A 19,054-nucleotide genomic window follows, 5' to 3' on the forward strand; every position below is an offset into this window, starting at 1 on the left:
CTTCCTATCTTAATAAGTTATTTAGCTGCTTTAATATGTCTTGAGTCTGATCACCGAGGCGGATGGCATAAAAACTATAAATCGCAATCAGCAGACCGATGCTTATCACAAACAGGTGTTTAATTTTCAAACGCCTGCTCAGGCGATAGCGTGCATCTTGCTCGTTGATATTGACATACAGCGTAGTCGGCGGTGCTTCTCCACGCAGTGAGTGAAGCTGTTGCTGCAAGCGGCGGAACAAGCGATCAAAGTCATCATTTTTCTGGGTACTGACTTTGTAACGTCCGCGATAACCAAGACAGAGGCAGAGGTAAATGAACTCCAGCAGATGTTGGTAGCGCTGAGCCTCTCCCATCAGGCGTTCGAGCAACACAAAGACTTTCTCACCGCCCCAAGTTTCATTGTGGAAGTGCACCAACAGTGATTGCTTCAACCACCCGTTCTGGCTGTTCCAACCGTGCCCCAATGCGGTTTCATCAATAAAGGTGCACAGTACGTAACGGAATGAAACAATCGCACCGGGTTCATAACCTTTAGTTTGCAGAAGCTGCTCAATAGCGCGAATATCAGTAACAACCTGTTGGTAAAGCTTATCTGGCAGTGCCTGATCACTCATGTCCTGCAAACGCAGTACCATCCCCAGTAAAGGCGTGGCTGCGTCGATCATCGGGTTAAGGCTTTCACCACGTAACGGTAGCTGGTACTGGCGCTGAAACGTTCTCAGCGTTTCAGCCTGTTTTTCAAATTTTTCCAGTGACGGACTGTCAACATTGATATCACTCATGACTAATCCTCATAACTAATCCTTACCGCCCCTGATAGCCCAGAGCTGCATATCTAAGTCAGGGAAATCCCCTGATACGTGGAATGCGATGGAATTGCCCTGCTGGATCTCTTTCCATGCCGGACTCTTCTGATCCAGACGGAAGTAGGTATATCCAGAGTGATATGGCAACTGGCGAGGTGCTGCGGACAACGCAATCAGTGGTACACCCGGCAACTGGACGCTGACCAGATCACGGATACGTTCCATAGAAGTGACTTTGGTTTGCTGTACGAACTGACGACGCAACTGTTCCTGTGGTGTACTGGCACTGATAGCCAGAACAAATTCGGCTTTGCGCAACAAGTCGTTGTCGTGGAGTGTCGCGACACGAATACCCCCTTCGTTCTGTTTCAGGGCAATTGATGTTGCACGAGGTGTCAGAACAACGTTCAGCGCATCGCGGATGGCGTGCATAGCGTCCTGGAAAGTATCTGTCAGATTATTGTGGTCATAGGCCAGAATATTTCCCGGCAGACGGCTTGTGTCCGTGAAGGTTCTCAGTTCACCACAGGTTTGGATCAATTGGGTATACAAATGCAACGGGTGCAGGACGGTTTGTTTAGCATAATGATTGAACAAAGGTTGAACGCGGTTCAACAGTTGAAGCATCATAAATTCGGCCACATCTGCAACGCCTTGCTGACCTGGAGAACCGATGCGTTTCGCCAATGTTCTTGAACGTTCTGTCAATAACCCGTCAATTTCCACCATGAAGCGTTTTAGTTTGTCAGCGACAAAAATGGACAGGCAGGTCGGAATAAATTCGTTATCCAGAACAACTGTGCCATCTTTCTGTTTTTCTTTGATGCGGCACAGCGGAATGGCAGTGTAGGCACTCATATCTTCAGAACCTTGCATCAATACCGGCGTCAATTGAGCAAGATTAAGAATGGAGGAATCACCGCCTTTGGTATGCAGGTCACGAATATCACTCGGCAATTCACGATAACGTACTGCACTTTGAATCTCAGCATCCCGATCAGCCACTTCACGAATGGTATCGCTGGACATCGGTAATGCCAGATAGACATCTTTGCTTTTCAGATCATTGACATTTTCAATATCCAGCGGTTTTGGCAGCAGATCCTGGCTCGGTGCTGAAAATACTGTACCGTCCGGCATAATACCGCTGGCTTCAGTGATACCGATGCGTCCTAGCTTGAGCAAATCATCATTGATACTCACGGAGCTGAAACCATGACCGTATGCTGTCAGCACGGAGACAAGACTATGAGCCAGATAATCATTGTGTTTTTGTTGTTGTTGGAAATGTTGTGGCTTGATGAATAATCCTTCGTGCCAAATCACCCGATTTTTTCCTGGCATGATTACTCTTCCTCCTCTTTTCTAAGTTCGACGTCGTTATTTCTGACATGCACCAAGATGTTGTAATGGCGACCCATGTCTTTTACCCGGATGATCTTTTTCCATTCAGACTGATTGACGCCTGCATAATGAACAATGACACCGATGTAACGGTTCTTTTTTTCCAATGTGATTGTTTCCAGCGGCTTGTATTGCCCCGGTAACAGAGTGTAATCCTGATGATCGATGTAGTTTTTCCCCAGTGCCTTTTCGAGCTTGTCACTTTCAAGTTGGTCATAGTCGGCAGCCAGAAAACGCGAATCTTCACTGAGATAAACCAGATTCATCTCAACAGGTGCTGGTTCACCACTTTCATTGGGGTTGATATCGGGTTCAGCCAACAATGTGATGTTGGCGATTGAGGCTTGTTCACTCGGACTTCCCACGGGAGTGGAAGGGTCCCAAATGACCTGCCCAACTTTTTTAGTGGCGTTCCATGCGCTGCTACAGCCGTTCAGTAACATCACTGACAGTAATAAGATCCCTGTGGCCCATATGCGCTGACTACCGGAACGTTTCATCACTGGTGTCCTCTAAGCCCTGACGCAGTGCGCGGTCATAAGCCTGCTCGTACACCTCGCGGAATAACTTTTCAAACCCCTGCTGGCGGCTGGAAGCTAATTCGCGGTAATAGTTGGTGTACATTTCCCACGCCCAGGACGCATCTTTGTTCCTGACCTCATTACTACGGCGATAGTGTGAGAATCTGCGGAGTAATTGTTCAGGGGAAAAGGCTTCCAGCATGGTATCCAACGCCGCGGAGATCGCTGTCCGGTTGGCCTGATAATGCAGTTGTAGGTTATGCAGGCTTTCCGCTACGGCAGCGGGTGCTGACAGGTGTACCGGACTTTTCTGCTCGGAAAACATCACCTGCATGGTGGTGTCATAATCCATATTCAGACGTAATGGGTTATCCTCAATAGGACGAAGCTGTTTATCACGCAATCCGTGCTGTTCACGCTGGAGAGCCAATAGTCCTTCGATCGCCGCTTTCATGGTCTTACCCATCTCTTGCAGAAAATCGTTGGCCTGTTGGGTGTCATGCAGAGGTAATTGCGTATCCAGTCCGCGCATCAAAGGGGTAATAGCAACATGATCAACATCCATATCTTCGTAATGCCGATCGGAAGCGATATCCGGTAAATCAAGAAACTCCTGATCCATAACACTGCCTCGGTTATCAGAAATAGGGTTAGCAAATGGGGGGGATTGATAATGATCCGGCGGCAAAAGCTGCTCCGTATCATCGGCTTCAACCTGTGGTTGCAACGTAGTCAAACTTTCACTATCAAGTACTCTGAGAGGATCATCGCTGAAACGGTGCATGACGGTTGGCGCAATACTGTCATCTTTGGCAAACACAGATTTTTGTAGCGATACACCTTCCATCATGGCATCCAGCGGATTTCTGTAACTGGAAACCAACGCCTCCGGTGATACCGTCGAAGGATCAACCTGATCCGCTTCAGAAAAACTGATGTGGATCTTGATGGACAAGTTACCCGCCTTAATCTGATCTCCCTGTTGTAAACGGATCAGACCGGATTGCGGTGTTAATGGGGCATTATTTATCTGTACTGGATCAGCAAGCACTTGCAGGCAGAATGAACCATCACGCCATTGAATGGCGAATTGTGACGGCTGGATATTGCCCTGGCTGTCCTGAACAGACCACAAGTGACTTTCACTGCTGCCGACCGTACCGCCCTGTGTCGAAAACTGGTAACTGGCGGCTCGACCACTCTCTAGTTGCTCACTGTTGAGCACCCGCAATGAAAGCGTTGGTTGATATTTTTCCATAGTCGTTATTCCATAACTGAAATTGTGACAGAGGGTTTCTTTTCTGGCTCACCAAGAAAGCTGGTCCACCCCAGATGGTTATTCTGCTTCGCCCCCAACACCATGCCACTGACCTGATTTTCCGCCAGGCCAAGACGCAATTCCCAGGCAAACTGGCTGCGCATGACGAAAGAGATAAACATCACTAACGGGAGATAGTTCTTTCCGTCCGGCAGAAATGACAGGAACCGATCACGGGCCAGGTTGTTGATACTGAGCAGAAACTTTCCGCTGTAATCCCCTATCCATGATCCGATGGTGAAGTTCTGCCCTAATACAGACAGTTCGGTATCACCAATCTTTTGCCCTTTATTCGTGCCACCCAGTCGATTCTGTTGATCAACGGGGATGATGACTTTTCTGAATTGCCAGCCGTGCAGAGTGACATCCTGCAAATCAAAACAGTGGGAAACCAAGCTGCATATCACTTCCGGTGAACGACCGGGGCTTGCCAACAACCCGGCATACGCCAGCATTTTGCTATGGTTGATGTTCAGCATCCGGCGGTTGACATCACTTCCCAATCCCACCAGCGAGAACATGCGCTGAGAGAAGCTATCTTCCCCGCCTTGCTTAAAGCAGATGTAATAGCGGTATTTCCGCCAAATCTGGTGCAAGAGCGTGATTAAGCGGTGGTTGAACAGATTGAGGAAATCCGTCAGTCGGTTTTCACCCTGTGCGTCTTCCCACGCCAGTGAATCCAGGTAATAACCCGGCATCGGAGATTGGCTGCCATGTAGCCCCATGAAAGAGACTTCCAGCTCAAAATACCCTTGCCTGGATTGCTTCAGTGCAATCACATCACGAGTAGGAAATGCCAGGCTGGCATTGGATTTAAAACGGACAGATTCACGATCAGGCCTATCCGTCTCCCCGGTTTTTTCCCACGCTACCGCCAACTGATTGAGCAATTCGACCAGTTGATAAAAGTTGTATCGTGAGATGTCCAATGCCAGTGGTGTGGCAGGATCTTGCTCAGTGATTACATCAACGAGTGTTGACCTATCTGTACCGGCCATTCATAACATTCCTGATTATCTAAATTGATTACCTTCAACATATGAAAAGCGTTGACGCTGGCATACAGTGAGAAAAACCGTGACAGAATCGTACTGAACAGATACAGCTCACCTTCCGAACTGAATGCCTGTTGCCGGATATACAAAGTGGAACGCAAACCACGCACAGGATGCCCGCGGAACAGGCGATCTGTCGGCTCTGTCTCAATCTTTTCAATGGCATCAAGCCGTTTCTGTGATGATCGTTTGGACTGTCGGTTGTGAATACTTGGGAAATCGTAAGTACGCAGAACCTGTTTCAGCGCATCCTTATCCAGCAATGACATGTAGTTCAGCGACATATTTGACAGCAACGACCAGTGCAGACCACCATCCAGCAACGGATAAAGCGGTACTGACGGACGCGTGATATTGCGGAATGTCGCAAATGACGGGCTGCCGATAGAGGGATAATTAATGTCGCCGACACGAAGCTGTAACGGCAATTCACGGTTGGTACACGTCAGGCTGATAGAGACGTTTTCTTTTAGTTTGAGCCTGAGCAAAGCTGATTCATCCCCACGTACAAATGAGATGAAATGTTCCAACCCTCTGCGGAAAGGTGACTCTTTCACTCGCAGACGGTAATAGCGCATTGAGTGTTCATCTTCGTTATCAATCTGATGATTGAAACTTTCAAACGGGGTGTAAACCCGTTCACCGATACGTGCCCGACTGCGTTCACCATTTTCTCCCGTCAGCCAACTTTCAACACCATCTACAGAAAAGATGTCGTAGTTATCTGGAAAGCTATAACTGGCCTTCAGTGGGTATTCCGTCTGACTGCCATTTAGTTCAATCGCTTCACTGTCCATCGGAAACAGATTAATAGCCGGCGTACAGTGCAGGCGGAAAGTATCGTGGCGGATCTTAGCTTCTGGTGGTAACGCCTGAGAAAAATATAAATTCAGTTTGAAATCTTTGGTTTTGAGATCTTCAGGCAGTTCAGGGAATCCCTTAACGTCAAAAAACAGAAAACTTTCCGCAAAACAGAAATATTCCTGCAAAATGCGATATCCCATATAAGCATTTTTAGGATAAGGCAACAGGGCATCTTCACGTTCGAATCCGACTGGTACAAAATCAAAATCCGGCAGAGGAATGACCGTATCACCAATAACCAATTCCGCTTTTCTGAAGTAATAGCAGAGCCAGAAATAGAGTTGAGAAGTGGTATAGTCATCGCCACTCAGATAGAACCGCAATTTACCCAGTTCCAGTTCATGCAAGTTCAGTTCCGTTTTCGAGGCAAAATTCAGGCCAATAATCCCTTGCTCATTACTGTTATTAACGGAAATGTCCTGAATGGAGAGAGGAAAAAGCCAGACATCGCGGCACAATGTAAAAGTGCAGCGGCTATGATCGTCTCTTTTGCCACTCGATTGTCCGTTCAAAGAATGGTCGTTCGAGTAAATATCATCATGAGTTGACAACGGATTACTCATAATCTGTGTGCCACGCTTAACCTGTGTTGCTTTTGTCACAACACTCTCATCAGGGGTATATTCGATGATGGTCATACTGGGCGTCGGACGCAGATAATTAGGCCAGAGCATATTAAGCAAGCCGTGAGTCAGTTCGGGGAACTGATCGTCAATCTTTGCCCGCAGATTGCCTGTCAGAAATGCAAAACCTTCAAGCAAACGTTCAACGTCAGGATCAGAGCCTTGTTCAGACAGAAATGCGGCAAGATGAGGACGCTCAACTGCGGCTTCTTTCCCCAGTTGTCGCAAATAGTTCAGCTCATCTCTGAAATATTTTTCAAATGACATTTATTGAGTTCGCTCCAGGCAATAGCGCCGGTTGTTATCCAACTGGATGCTGAATTCCACAACATCGTTGATATCATCCAGGGAAACCTCAGCACTGATATGAAAGCTCAATAACAACGGATCTGAATCATCATTGATGGCACTGACAGAAACCGCTGATATTCTGGGCTCATAATTTCTGATGCACTCTTCTATCGCCCATTCGATACTTTGCTTGAAATCCACTGACGTTGCAGTTGCATCATTGAGATCAATGACACCCAATTCAATGGCACTCTGGCAAGCACCAGGGCGCGTATTCAGCACTTCGTTCAAATGCTTCTTAATAGAATCAAGCAGTGCACGCATCCTTGACTGACGGGAAGAGCCGAGGCTCTTCCCTTGAATGCGCTCGAACAGACTGGCAGAGCTGCCTCTGTTCCAACTGTACAGCGCAGCCATGATTATTCCTTATCCAAACGTCCGACCAGAGACAGTTCGAAACTTGCACCCATGTATTTGAAGTGTGGGCGAACCTGCATTGCCACCTGATACCAGCCTGGATCGCCTTCAACGTCCAATACCTTGATTTCAGCAGCGCGCAGTGGGCGGCGGCTACGAACGTCAGTCGGTGGGTTTTCCTGATCAGCAATGTATTGTTTCAGCCACATGTTCAGTTCGCGTTCCAGATCCTGGCGCTCTTTCCAGGAGCCGATCTGCTCACGTTGCAAGACTTTGATGTAGTGTGCCAGGCGGTTGATGATGAACATGTATGGCAACTGAGTACCCAACTTGTAGTTGGTTTCCGCAATTTTCCCTTCGCGGGTATTTGGGAAAATTTTTGGTTTCTGAACCGAGTTTGCAGAGAAGAATGCAGCGTTATCACTCCCCTTACGCATAGTCAGAGTAATGAAGCCTTCTTCCGCCAGTTCGAATTCACGACGGTCAGTGATCAGTACTTCAGTTGGGATCTTCGCCTGAACCTGGCCCATTGCTTCATACAGATGGACCGGCAGATCGTTTACTGCACCACCACTTTGTGGACCGATGATGTTCGGACACCAGCGATATTTAGCGAAGCTGTCAGTCAAACAACTTGCCAACAGATAAGCAGTGTTCCCCCACAGATAGTGTTCATGGTCAAGGCTGACATTTTCCTGATAGTTGAAGTTTTTGATTGGATTTTCAACGGTGGAATATGGCAGACGCAGCAGGAAACGTGGCGCAGTTAAGCCCAGGTAGCGGGAATCTTCAGACTCACGCAATGAACGCCATTTGGTGTGTGAAGGGCCTTCAAATACAGATTTCAGATCCTTGATAGCCGGCAGATCAGTAAAGCTGTTAACACCGAAGAATTCTGGTGAAACAGAAGACAGGAATGGCGCATGAGCCATTGCACCGACCGAACTGACATACTGCATCAATTTGATGTCAGGCGTGGTGTTACTGAAAGCATAGTTACCAACAACGGCAGCAACAGGTTCACCACCGAACTGGCCATAACCCGCAGAGTAAACATGTTTGTAGAAACCGGACTGGATGATCTCAGGAGAGAATTCAAAGTCTTCCAACAATTCATCTTTAGTCGCATGAATCACGTTGATTTTGATGTTCTCACGAAAATCAGTGCGATCCACCAGCATTTTCAGGGAACGCCAGGAAGATTCCAGCTCCTGGAACGGCTTAGCGTGCATGATTTCATCCATCTGCTCACTCAGCTTTTTATCAAGCTCAACGATCATTTTATCAACGAGAAGTTTGTTGATCGGTTCTTCGTTAGAGCCTGTGTCCAGAATGCTGCCGATAAAGGCTGCTACACCTTGTTTTGCAATGTAATAGCCATCATTTTCAGGAGTCATCCTCGCTTGAGACATGATTTCATCAAGCAGAGAAGTCGTTGCGCCAGAAGCAAGTGCTGTGCTGTTTTCTTCGTGCTGAGCCATTTAAAATTCCTTTAACGAGTTATTTTTTATTGATGATTTCAAGTTCTTTCAGGAGTTGCTCACGAACGGATTCATCATCCAGCAGTGACTGCAAGCGAGCGCGAAATGCAGGGATATTTCCCAGAGGACCTTTTAATGCAACTAATGCTTCACGCAGTTCCAGCAGTTTATTCAGCTCTGGTACTTTCTTAGCGATATTATCCGGTGAGAAATCACTCAGTGATTTAATTTCCAGATTAACTGGTAGATCGTCTTCACTATTTTCTTCAAGGCGATTAGGGACGTTAAAAGTCAGGTTGATGTTCGCCTCATTCATTACCGCATTAAAATTATTTTTATTCACGGAAACGGTCTGTCGTTCTTCAATTGGCGTATCTTCTTTCTTTCCTTTCAAATCACCAATAACCAGAAGATTCAGAGGTAATTCAACTTCTGCGGTCTGGTCGCCGGTATTAGGAACATATTTAATATTAATTCTTTCTTTCGGAGCTACGCTACCAGGACTATTCTTACTCATATTTCAACCCTTTGGCTAATACAACCATGAACTGTCTAACAACCCATTATTGGAAAGAGAATAATTACAATGTTTAACCGTATAACAAATGCAGCAGTCCTTCCTAAAGAAATAGGCTGCGGAAGACAACTGTATTTGCAGGAACAAATAGATTTTTATATATCAGCATATAGATAAAGATACAGAGATATTCTATCCAATCGTGGAAGTAAACATCGATATAAAAAATCGTCAATAGCGAGTTTGACACTTTATTTTTTTGATGTAAAGCCAAAACACTTATTGATAACACCCTCTATTCTGGCTTTTAGTACTTTTATCGTGCTTTCTAGAAAATTATAAATATTTTCCCCTTACAAAATAGAGAAAACTTTGGCTTTACTCTCTATAAGAGTATACAGACCGATTACCTGTCAATTGTATATAAAGTAATATTTTTCATATGTTATGAATAAAATATAGTCTGCAAGTTTGTGTCCTATCATTATTATCAAGTATATTTTTTATTTATTTGGATTAATTATTCTCCATTAAAAATCTTATCCAACTCATATTTTTGACGTACATCACACTTTATAAATGATCATAAAAATCATATAATTTAAAAATTAAAACACGTTATTTATCAATTAATTATATAAATCAAAAATATGAAGATTAATTTTTGTACAGGAAAACAATCTTGCTTTTTATAAAAACTTAGTCATAAATATCACAACGGCAATGATTATAAAATTTTTATTTGTCATTGAATTTGAACTCGCGTTGCAATTTACAAATAACTTTGCATTAGACAATTTCAGCTTTATTATTCGCCCCGAGTGTTCGGCATCGCTAATTTTATTTCATCAATGAATGGAATAATCACGCAAGGAATGAGCACTTACACTTATATTGGTAAATTTTTATAGGATATTCATATGCCAACTCCATGTTATATTTCCATCAACGGAAAAACTCAGGGTAATATCACTGCTGGCGCATTCACTGCTGAATCTGTAGGCAATATCTTTGTTCAGGGTCATGAAGACGAAATGCTGGTTCAAGAATTTGACCACATTGTTACTGTTCCAACTGATCCACAATCTGGTCAGCCTTCTGGTCAGCGTGCACATAAACCATTCCGCTTCACCGTTGCACTGAATAAAGCAGTTCCTTTGCTTTACAACGCACTGGCTTCAGGCGAAATGTTAACAACTGTAGAACTGAAGTGGTATCGTACTTCTATCGAAGGTAAACAAGAGCATTTCTTTACGACTAAACTGATAGACGCAACTATCGTTGACATCGACTGCAAAATGCCACACTGCCAGGACCCGGCAAAATCTGAATTCACTCAGTTGGTTCGTGTTTCTCTCTCTTACCGTAAGATCGAGTGGGAACACACTACTGCTGGTACTTCTGGTGCTGACGACTGGCGCGCGCCAATTGTTGCTTAATATCTTATTCATCAAGTTTTAGATAATAAGTTTTTAGCAATAAATTTTCAGCCAATGAATATTATTCATTGGCTGAATAATACTCTCCTACATTACCTCCCCCTATTAATTTACTTTAATTCATTTTTTCCTTGTTTATATTTTATTTTTTTGTTTTTTTTAAAAGTGAGATTTTTATATAGTGATTATTTTCTCAATAAATAAGAATATATAAATTAATAATCACATGTACTATTAATAACCAATGTCACATTTTTAAACATGAATTTAAAAAAAACAAAATTCATGTCTTTCCACCATTTATTTGAAATTTCAATTAAATCTGCTTCTCATTTGAGTTAACTCTAAATTACGCGGCAAAACATAACCAAAATGGGTGATAGTAAACGGTTAAGTTAAATATATAACTATAAATAATCATATAAGACAGACTGCTCCCGTTAATTAGAGCCAAATAAAATAATTTCTATGCTTTAATGATTAATTAGTGAACCATTATAACCATATCTGATAGATCTCAGGTTACATTTCAACTTAACCATTGTCATTTGGGTGTTACGATGTTCAAAAATACAGCAATAATCCTCTTATTATCTACCTCCATTCAGGTAATCGCATTGCCTGAAACACCCGACTTTGCACTATCTATGACTGAATCCGCTATGGCTGAATCCACCATGGATGAAGCCAGAAGAACCTTACAGGACAGTTCACGAGAAATAGGCCGGTTAATTGAACAACGCCGACATCAAGAATTCATTGATCGTACTGATACCATTGCGCCACAAACTGTATCACCCGTATTGGTTGAAGCCCCACCCTGTCTGGATATCAATGGTGTTTATCTTCAGGGGATGACTCTGCTCTCTCTGGCAGATTTGGATACACTCAGTGCATTACCCGATCATTGCATTACTAACAATGACATCAACAAACTGACAGCAGAAATCACTAATCTCTATCTTGCCAAAGGCTATATTACGGCGCGGGTACAATTTATTCCTCTCAATCATCGTGGAGAATTGGGGCTCAATGTTGTTGAAGGATTCGTCGAAGCCATTGAGGGCGGTGATCACTGGGTTAACAGCCGGATGTTATTCCCCGGTTTGATCAATCAACCTTTGAATCTTAATCAGTTGGATCAAGGGCTGGATCAGTCGAATCGTCTGCAATCAAACAAAACAACGCTCGATATTCTACCCGGTTCAGTTAATGGCGGTTCTATCATCAGGCTGCATAACCAGCATTCCACTCCGTGGCGGATCACCACAATAACCGATAATTATGGGCAAAAAAGCACCGGTAAATGGATTGGCCGACTGAATACCAGTATAGACAGCCCCCTGGGATTATCAGATTTCATCAGCTTCAGCGGTGTCAGTACTCTCGATAAACCCAATACCCAATATAACCGGGCCACCACCCTGTTCTATTCGCTCCCTTACGGGGCTGTGACTTTCAGCGGCTTTACCAGCTATTCCCGCTATACAAGCCATCTAAAATTGCCGAAACACTCAATCAAACTGCACGGTAGTTCACAACAGTCGGGCATACGAATGGACTGGATATTCCACCGTAATCAATCGCAACTCTCGACGGTCAACAGTCAATTCGTCTACAAGAATTACAACAACTATTTTGGTGTCGGGAAACTTAGGCACAGTAGCCAAACATTAACTGTGTTTTCACTGGGAATAAGCCACTTACAAATTATTCCCAGTGGACTTATTACTTTTGATGCCGGTATTGAGCAAGGAACACCGTGGTTCGGTGCCCAAACCTCCACAGACAACCTGAATAAACAATTTACCAAAGGGAAGCTATCAATAAATTTACAGCAGCACTTCAAACTACTTACCATGCCGTATCGATTTAACAGCCAGTTTTACGCTCAGTACAGTCCAAAAGGCTTACCCAGTGTTGAGTGGATCAATATTACCGACCGTAATACTGTGCGGGGGTTCAGTAATAACGTCCTTTCCGCAGATAATGGCTGGTATCTGAGAAATACCTTATCCCATTCAATACCACTGTCTGAAAGTTCACTTACCCTGCGTATCGGCGCAGATATCGGCCAGATCAAAAGCCACAACCGACAGGAATCATGGAAAAGCAATACGGGATTAAGTGTTGGTATGACTTTGCGCTATCAACATTTCTCTGCCGATGTTGAGATGAGCCGTGGCAAAACATTAGCCCATAAAAATACAGGTAAGGATGAACCCATGCAGCTATTAACCCGTTTTTCTTACACTTTTTAGCTTATTAAATCATCAGTTTTTTTAACCGTAGCCAACTTGGGAGCCTTCTTCCAAGGTAGCTGCACACTCACAAGAAAGAAAGTAAACAGAGGTAATAATATGAAGAGAAAAAAGTTCAGATTATCTCCTGCGGGGAAACTTGCTGCATCAATGGCAATTATTCTGACAACTTGTTCAACCAGTTTTGCCAACGGCATTACGCCCGGTGGTGATGCAGCTCATCGCCCGGATGTCACCATTGCAGAAACAGGCGCTACAGTCGTCAATATCGTCGCCCCTTCCGATTCGGGTCTATCCCATAACCAGTATCAGGATTTTAATGTCAATCAAATGGGGGCAGTATTAAATAACTCATTGGTTAATGGACAATCGGAACTGGCCGGGCAATTATCAGCCAACAATAATTTGAATGGGCAAGCCGCCAGTATCATTCTGAATGAAGTGGTCAGCCGTAACCCTTCATTCTTACTCGGAAAACAAGAGATCTTCGGCATGGCCGCCGATTATGTGCTGGCAAACCCCAATGGCATCACCTGCAACGGCTGTGGCTTTATCAACACGAATCAGGCATCTCTGGTTGTCGGTAACCCATTAGTTGAAAATGGTATCCTGCAAGGATTCAAGAACTTCGATAACCAAAATGCCCTAAATATCAGAAACAATGGCTTGTCCCATAATGATGTTCTGAACCTTATTGCCCCCAGAGTTGATATCAACGGCAAAGTCATCACCCCAAAAACGCTCAATATCACAATGGGAAATAACCAGATTGCAGCAGATGGTCAGGTCCTGACATCACAACAATCAGTTATGGACGCACTTGATAGTTACTACCTCGGTAGTATGCAAGCGGGACGTATTCGTCTGTTGAATACTGCGGAAGGAAGCGGAGTCAATCTGCAAGGTAAGATGACTGCTGATGATGGTATTTACCTGACCTCCCACGGTGACGTGAAATTGGAGGCGGCTAACCTGCAAGGCGGAGATATTATATTGCAGGGCAAAAACCTGCTGTCTCAAGGGCGCCTTAACCGGAATGCATCACATGAAACAGGCGAAGATAACTATGATAGCCGTTTTAGTGGTGTTCATACCTCGCAAAAGCAAATTAACGAATCCATTGCCCGCACTCAACTGACCGGTAAGAACATCACGCTGGTCGCCCACCAGAAGAATCAGGTGATGGCAACCGATATTGAAGGGGATAATATCAAACTGACTGGCGCTAATCTGAAGCTGGATGGTCAACAACTTCACCAGCTTAACCGTAACGTCAACAACAAATGGCGATTATCCTGGCAGTATGATGTCACCAATGAGAATGAAAAGTATCAATATGAAGGAAACTCCCTCAAAGCACGGGAAAATGTTCATCTGACCGCCAACGAAGGCAATGCAGAAGTGCTTGGCAGTAAAATTATCGCCGAAAACCAACTCTCCATATCCGCTAAACAAGATGTAAAACTGGCGGGTTTAGTGGAATCAGAAATGACTGTTGAAACAGGCTATAAAAAAAATCACTCCCTGGCACTGCAAACCGGTAACTGGACAACAGTCAATACTGCTCAACGCAGTGTCAACAGTGAGTTGAACGCCGGGGGAGATCTTGGGATCAACGCAGGAGCTAACGCCGAAATTATCGGCTCTCAGGTACATTCAGGCAAAAACCTGATTGTTTCAGCGGGGCAACAGGTAAAAGTCACTACGCAATCCCTCGTCAATGATCTTCACGTCGAGAAAAATAAACACTATTGGGGTGGCATTGCAGGTGGGAGTAATCAAGACAACCAGGACAAAGTGGAAACACACCATGCCTCTGACATCAAGGCAGATGGGCATTTACTGCTGACTGGAATAAATGGTGTCACGATTACCGGCAGTAAGGTAAAAGCGAAACAAGGAGCGTATGTTGAAGCTAATGATGGGCAGTTAGTCATCGATAATGCCGTTAATCATTCCTACAAAAAGGTTGATGAGAGAAAGGGAACAATCTTTAATATCACCAAAAATTCCAATCAGGAACACACAAACCAGCAAACCAGTTCCGGTAGCCAGTTAATTTCTGATACTGACCTGAAATTACTCAGTAACAAAGATATCAATGTTATTGGCAGTCTGGCGAAAAGCGCAGGCGAGCTTAATCTGAACACATCAGGCAATATCAATGTACTTGCCTTTGATGCACAAAATAAGTATCAGCAGGAAAAAACCAATCTTGACTGGAACTATTACGCTAATGAGACGAAAGATAAACAATACCGCGCTGGTGTAGGTTTTGAGCATACCACCGATAACCAGAACACCCATTCCACTGCACAACATCAAGCCGAGTTGCAGAGTAATCACCTTTCCATTAACTCAGGAAAAAATGTCACCATCACAAGCTCAAAGCTAGTCACAACACAGGGTGACGCCAAAATTACAGGCGATAACATCGCATTGCTGGCAGCAGAAGATCATGCAACAACCGAGAATTCACAAACCAAAGTCCGTGGCGGTGTATTCGCTACTGGTGGCATGGATAGGATCGGGGGTGGAGCCGAGGGGAGTTATTCCAATAATGTTTATTCCCAGAACCGTACTACTGCGGTAGTGTCAAACGCTCAGATCAATGGCAACCTTGAACTGAACGCAATGGGAGAACTGAAACAACAAGGCACTCAGTATCAGGTACAAAGAACTTATCAAGCTAATGCGGGCAGTATTAAAAATGTTGCGACAGCCAATACAGAATCAACTACCACAAGCCAATTACAGGTAGGAGGTGAAATCAGTGGTTCAGCCGATTACAGTGCAACATCCCGTCCGGTAGAAAAAACGGCCAAAGCGGCAACAGACGGGAAATTGGATACCGCGATCTCAAAAACCGGGTTGCCAAATGCGGGTCTTGAGCTTGCCATGAATGGCAAAAGCAATAACACCAATACTTATCAATCAAATGCTGTAGTAACTACTGTTAAAGCCGATGATATCAAAGTAACCACTAATGGAGATGTTTACGATCAAGGAACCCAGTATCAGGCGAATAAAGGCGGCGTGTCACTGACTGCTGGCAGCCATACCAGTGAAGCAGCCTACAATCGTCAGAACAACAATTCTTCTAATACTGTTGGCGATGCTCATCTGCGTATTTACACCAGCACAGGCAGTGACCTTTCTGTCAATGGCAAAGGTAACGGCAGCTATCAGGCAGCATCCACCAGCGATAACAATGCCGTTACCAGCGGTATCAATGCCCAAAATGGTATTCACGTTCAGGTGACCAGAGACGCACGTTATCAGGGAACATCCATGAATGCGGGTAATGGCAGAACAAACGTTAGTTCTGGCGGAAATATTCAGTTCAATCAGGCTACCAATCACAGGGAACAGAACAATTACGGCTATAATGGAGAACTATCCCTAACTGTAGGCACTAATCCAGATGGTAAAAACTTCAGTGGCAGTGCAGGCGCAGGCTATAACACCAACCAACAGAACAGTACCACAGCCCAGACCAGTACTATCACTGGCGGACAAGGTATCAATCTGAATGCGGGCAATAATCTGACACTACAAGGTGTGAATATCTCTGGTAAACAAGTGGATTTGACTGCGCAACGTGGTGGAATTGAACTGGCTGCTGCTCAGGATACAGTTAACAACAACGGCTGGAACTTTGACGTTAAAGGCAAAGGTGGCGTATCCAGTAAAGTTCGTAACAATGAAGGCAGTGATAGTGCGGGAGATAATGGAGAAACAAATAACAGCATCATCGACAGCAAATACAATATTGGTGGTGAAGTTAAATTCGGTGTCGATCACCTGAACAAAGTCACTCACCATAATAGCCAGGTTTCTGGTGGTAATGTTGTCTTAACCAGTGCCCAAGATACATCCCTCAAGGGAACTAATATTACCGCAAATCAAGTGACGGGTAATATCGGTGGCAACCTTAATGTTGAAAGCCTAAAAAATAGAACTGATAGCCTAAATATCGGTCTGGATGCAGGATTAGGGTATAGCAAAACCGTCAAAGGAGATAATTCCCATAAAACAACACTACCGATTGCTGACAGCAACTTACCCAAAAGCTCACCTGAAACAGCAGCAACCAAAGATGAAAAAGCCAATGGGGAAGCCCCAAGTCTGACTGATCGCCTGACCGCGGCCTTCAAAGGATACAGTGGGAAACTCAAGAGTAATTACGATACTCTCGATCAGGAAACCATTGGTGAGCAATCAACCATCAACGGTACTAACGGAGTGAATCTGGACGTCGCGGGTAAAACCCAATTAATCGGCAGCCGGATTGACAGCACACAGGGGCAGGTATCCGTTAATACCCGGCAAATCGAGCATCAATCTGTAACAGGCTACGATAGAAGTAAAAATACAGGAGTTAACCTGCCGGATTCCATCGCAGGTCTTGCTAACGAAGCTCAGAAAAATGTCTTCTCCGGCAAAATGCCTTTCGTGAAAAATGAGAATCACAATACAGAAATACCCGCTACACATAATTGGATCAAAAATCACCCGTTGGATTAATTGACCTCTCTTTAATTCACTCACATCGCACATAATACATAGTACGGTAGCCGGCAGCGTAGCTGCCGTACTTTTCCCATATTCGGCTAACCATTTATCCTTACCCTTCACCCTCTCTGGGAATAAGATTGGAATAAGTCAACCTGATCAAAGCTGCAACTTGGAAGAGGACGGCTATAATGGGCTACATTACAGTCATATCAGGTACAGTCATATCAGGCAAAGCCAAGGGGATGTAATGCCAAATGATTTCGAAAAAAGGGAACATTCCAGCAAAGGAACAACCAACACACCATTACAGAAAGGACTAGATGGCAGCAAAAAAGCACTTTCGGTGACGATACGCATTGGCAACTATATCCGCCATATACCATTTATTGCCCATCTGATCCGGGCAGCTCAACGTTTCAATGATCGAATGGGAAGTCAGTTTGGTGCAGCAATTACCTATTTCTCCTTCCTGTCACTGATCCCAATACTGATGCTCTCTTTTGCTATCGCAGGTTTTGTACTGGCTTCCAATCCTGATTTGCTGGCAAAACTCATCAATAGTATTGCCAATAGCATCAGCGACCCAACGCTGGCAAATACATTGAAAAACAGTGTTGATACTGCCATAAAACAGAGGACAACCGTTGGATTGACAGGCTTGGCGATCGCGCTCTACTCAGGCGTGAACTGGGTCGGCAACCTGCGGGAAGCGATCCGTGCTCAGTCCCGTGATGTCTGGGAACGTACTCACGAAGATAAAGAAAAAATCTACTCTCAATATATTCGGGATGTTTTCTCTCTGTTTGGCCTGCTATTCGCATTAGTGATAACACTTTCCCTGAACTCCATCGCTGGCTCTGCTCAGGCAACCATAGTCCATGCGCTTGGCTTAGAAAGTATCGAATGGCTACGCCCCGTATGGACATCCATTGGCATGACAATTTCCATTTCTGCCAATTATTTGTTATTTCTATGGATACTGTGGATCTTACCTCGTCATCGGCCTGAGCGGAAAGCCCTGCTTCAGGGAACATTAATGGCCGCCATTGGGTTTGAGATCATTAAATCGATTATGACCATGATGTTGCCACGCCTTGCCAGTTCACCTTCTGGCGCAGCCTTTGGCTCAGTAATTGGTCTGATGGCATTTTTCTATTTCTTTGCCCGACTGACCCTATTTTGCGCTGCCTGGATCGCTACGGCAGAGAAAAAAATGTAACAAAACCGCATCATCAGAATCATTTCATAACAAACCTAAAAAGGAGTTATTTATGCCATTTGTAAACATCAAAATCACCCGCGAAGGTGCAACTGCTGAACAGAAGAAACAACTCATTGAAGGTGCAACCCAGTTGCTGGTGGATGTACTTGGTAAGAATCCGGCAACAACATTTGTCATTATTGATGAAGTGGAAACGGATAACTGGGGAATTGGTGGCAATAGTGTGACGGAAGTACGGGCTGCTGCAAAGAAGTAACGCATATTTAAAAAATGAAATAAACGATTAGGGCGAATATATCGCCCTTTTATTTTTTT

14 protein-coding genes are annotated in these 19,054 nt (G+C 44.5%); 5 read left to right on the plus strand and 9 right to left on the minus strand.

Features of this window, described 5'->3' with window-relative positions; all coding sequences use genetic code 11:
• Window positions 1-4: 4 nt before the first annotated feature.
• The 9 genes from icmH to tssB are packed head-to-tail and all read right to left on the minus strand — an operon-like array spanning window position 5 to window position 9,299.
• Window positions 5-784 carry a type IVB secretion system protein IcmH/DotU gene (gene icmH, locus ABLA85_RS00200; protein ID WP_367960320.1) on the minus strand — a complete coding sequence of 260 codons (780 nt, stop codon included), beginning with the start codon at window positions 782-784 and terminating at the stop codon, window positions 5-7.
• A 15-nt stretch (window positions 785-799) separates the two neighbouring features.
• Window positions 800-2,152 (minus strand): type VI secretion system baseplate subunit TssK, encoded by a 1,353-nt coding sequence (tssK, locus tag ABLA85_RS00205; protein ID WP_367960322.1) that lies wholly within the window; start codon window positions 2,150-2,152, stop codon window positions 800-802.
• A gap of 2 nt (window positions 2,153-2,154) precedes the next feature.
• On the minus strand, window positions 2,155-2,712 hold the full coding sequence (gene tssJ, locus ABLA85_RS00210; RefSeq protein ID WP_367960324.1) for a type VI secretion system lipoprotein TssJ: 558 nt from the start codon (window positions 2,710-2,712) through the stop codon (window positions 2,155-2,157).
• On the minus strand, window positions 2,696-3,991 hold the full coding sequence (gene tagH, locus ABLA85_RS00215) for a type VI secretion system-associated FHA domain protein TagH (protein WP_367960326.1): 1,296 nt from the start codon (window positions 3,989-3,991) through the stop codon (window positions 2,696-2,698). The genes tssJ and tagH overlap by 17 nt, the downstream gene beginning before the upstream one ends.
• Window positions 3,992-3,996: 5 nt before the next feature.
• Complete coding sequence (gene tssG, locus ABLA85_RS00220; RefSeq protein ID WP_038269541.1) at window positions 3,997-5,049, minus strand: type VI secretion system baseplate subunit TssG; 1,053 nt, start codon at window positions 5,047-5,049, stop codon at window positions 3,997-3,999.
• A complete protein-coding gene (tssF, locus tag ABLA85_RS00225; protein WP_367960328.1) occupies window positions 5,013-6,860 on the minus strand; it encodes a type VI secretion system baseplate subunit TssF in 1,848 nt (615 codons plus the stop codon). Before tssF ends, tssG begins: the two co-directional genes overlap by 37 nt.
• Entirely contained in the window at window positions 6,861-7,301 is a 441-nt protein-coding gene (gene tssE / locus ABLA85_RS00230; protein WP_047680699.1) for a type VI secretion system baseplate subunit TssE, read from the minus strand.
• A gap of 2 nt (window positions 7,302-7,303) precedes the next feature.
• On the minus strand, window positions 7,304-8,782 hold the full coding sequence (gene tssC, locus ABLA85_RS00235; RefSeq protein ID WP_367960330.1) for a type VI secretion system contractile sheath large subunit: 1,479 nt from the start codon (window positions 8,780-8,782) through the stop codon (window positions 7,304-7,306).
• A 19-nt stretch (window positions 8,783-8,801) separates the two neighbouring features.
• Window positions 8,802-9,299: a type VI secretion system contractile sheath small subunit gene (gene tssB / locus ABLA85_RS00240; protein WP_340620146.1), complete on the minus strand. Its 498-nt coding sequence runs from the start codon at window positions 9,297-9,299 to the stop codon at window positions 8,802-8,804.
• Window positions 9,300-10,219: 920 nt separating this feature from the next.
• Here tssB and ABLA85_RS00245 point away from each other — a divergent pair.
• The 5 genes from ABLA85_RS00245 (at window position 10,220) to ABLA85_RS00265 (ending at window position 18,995) form a co-directional block, all read left to right on the plus strand.
• Window positions 10,220-10,738, plus strand: coding sequence for an Hcp family type VI secretion system effector (locus ABLA85_RS00245; RefSeq protein ID WP_038269551.1), 519 nt, complete (start codon window positions 10,220-10,222; stop codon window positions 10,736-10,738).
• 560 nt (window positions 10,739-11,298) lie between these two features.
• On the plus strand, window positions 11,299-12,999 hold the full coding sequence (locus ABLA85_RS00250) for a ShlB/FhaC/HecB family hemolysin secretion/activation protein (RefSeq protein ID WP_367960333.1): 1,701 nt from the start codon (window positions 11,299-11,301) through the stop codon (window positions 12,997-12,999).
• A gap of 99 nt (window positions 13,000-13,098) precedes the next feature.
• Window positions 13,099-17,526: a hemagglutinin repeat-containing protein gene (locus tag ABLA85_RS00255; RefSeq protein ID WP_367960334.1), complete on the plus strand. Its 4,428-nt coding sequence runs from the start codon at window positions 13,099-13,101 to the stop codon at window positions 17,524-17,526.
• Between the two features lie 238 nt (window positions 17,527-17,764).
• A complete protein-coding gene (gene yhjD / locus ABLA85_RS00260) occupies window positions 17,765-18,736 on the plus strand; it encodes an inner membrane protein YhjD (RefSeq protein ID WP_367960335.1) in 972 nt (323 codons plus the stop codon).
• Window positions 18,737-18,788: 52 nt separating this feature from the next.
• A complete protein-coding gene (locus ABLA85_RS00265) occupies window positions 18,789-18,995 on the plus strand; it encodes a 2-hydroxymuconate tautomerase family protein (RefSeq protein WP_086954680.1) in 207 nt (68 codons plus the stop codon).
• Window positions 18,996-19,054: the final 59 nt, after the last annotated feature.

Origin of the sequence: Xenorhabdus sp. SGI246 (genome assembly GCF_040838225.1) — a bacterium.
GTDB classification, from domain to species: domain Bacteria; phylum Pseudomonadota; class Gammaproteobacteria; order Enterobacterales; family Enterobacteriaceae; genus Xenorhabdus; species Xenorhabdus indica.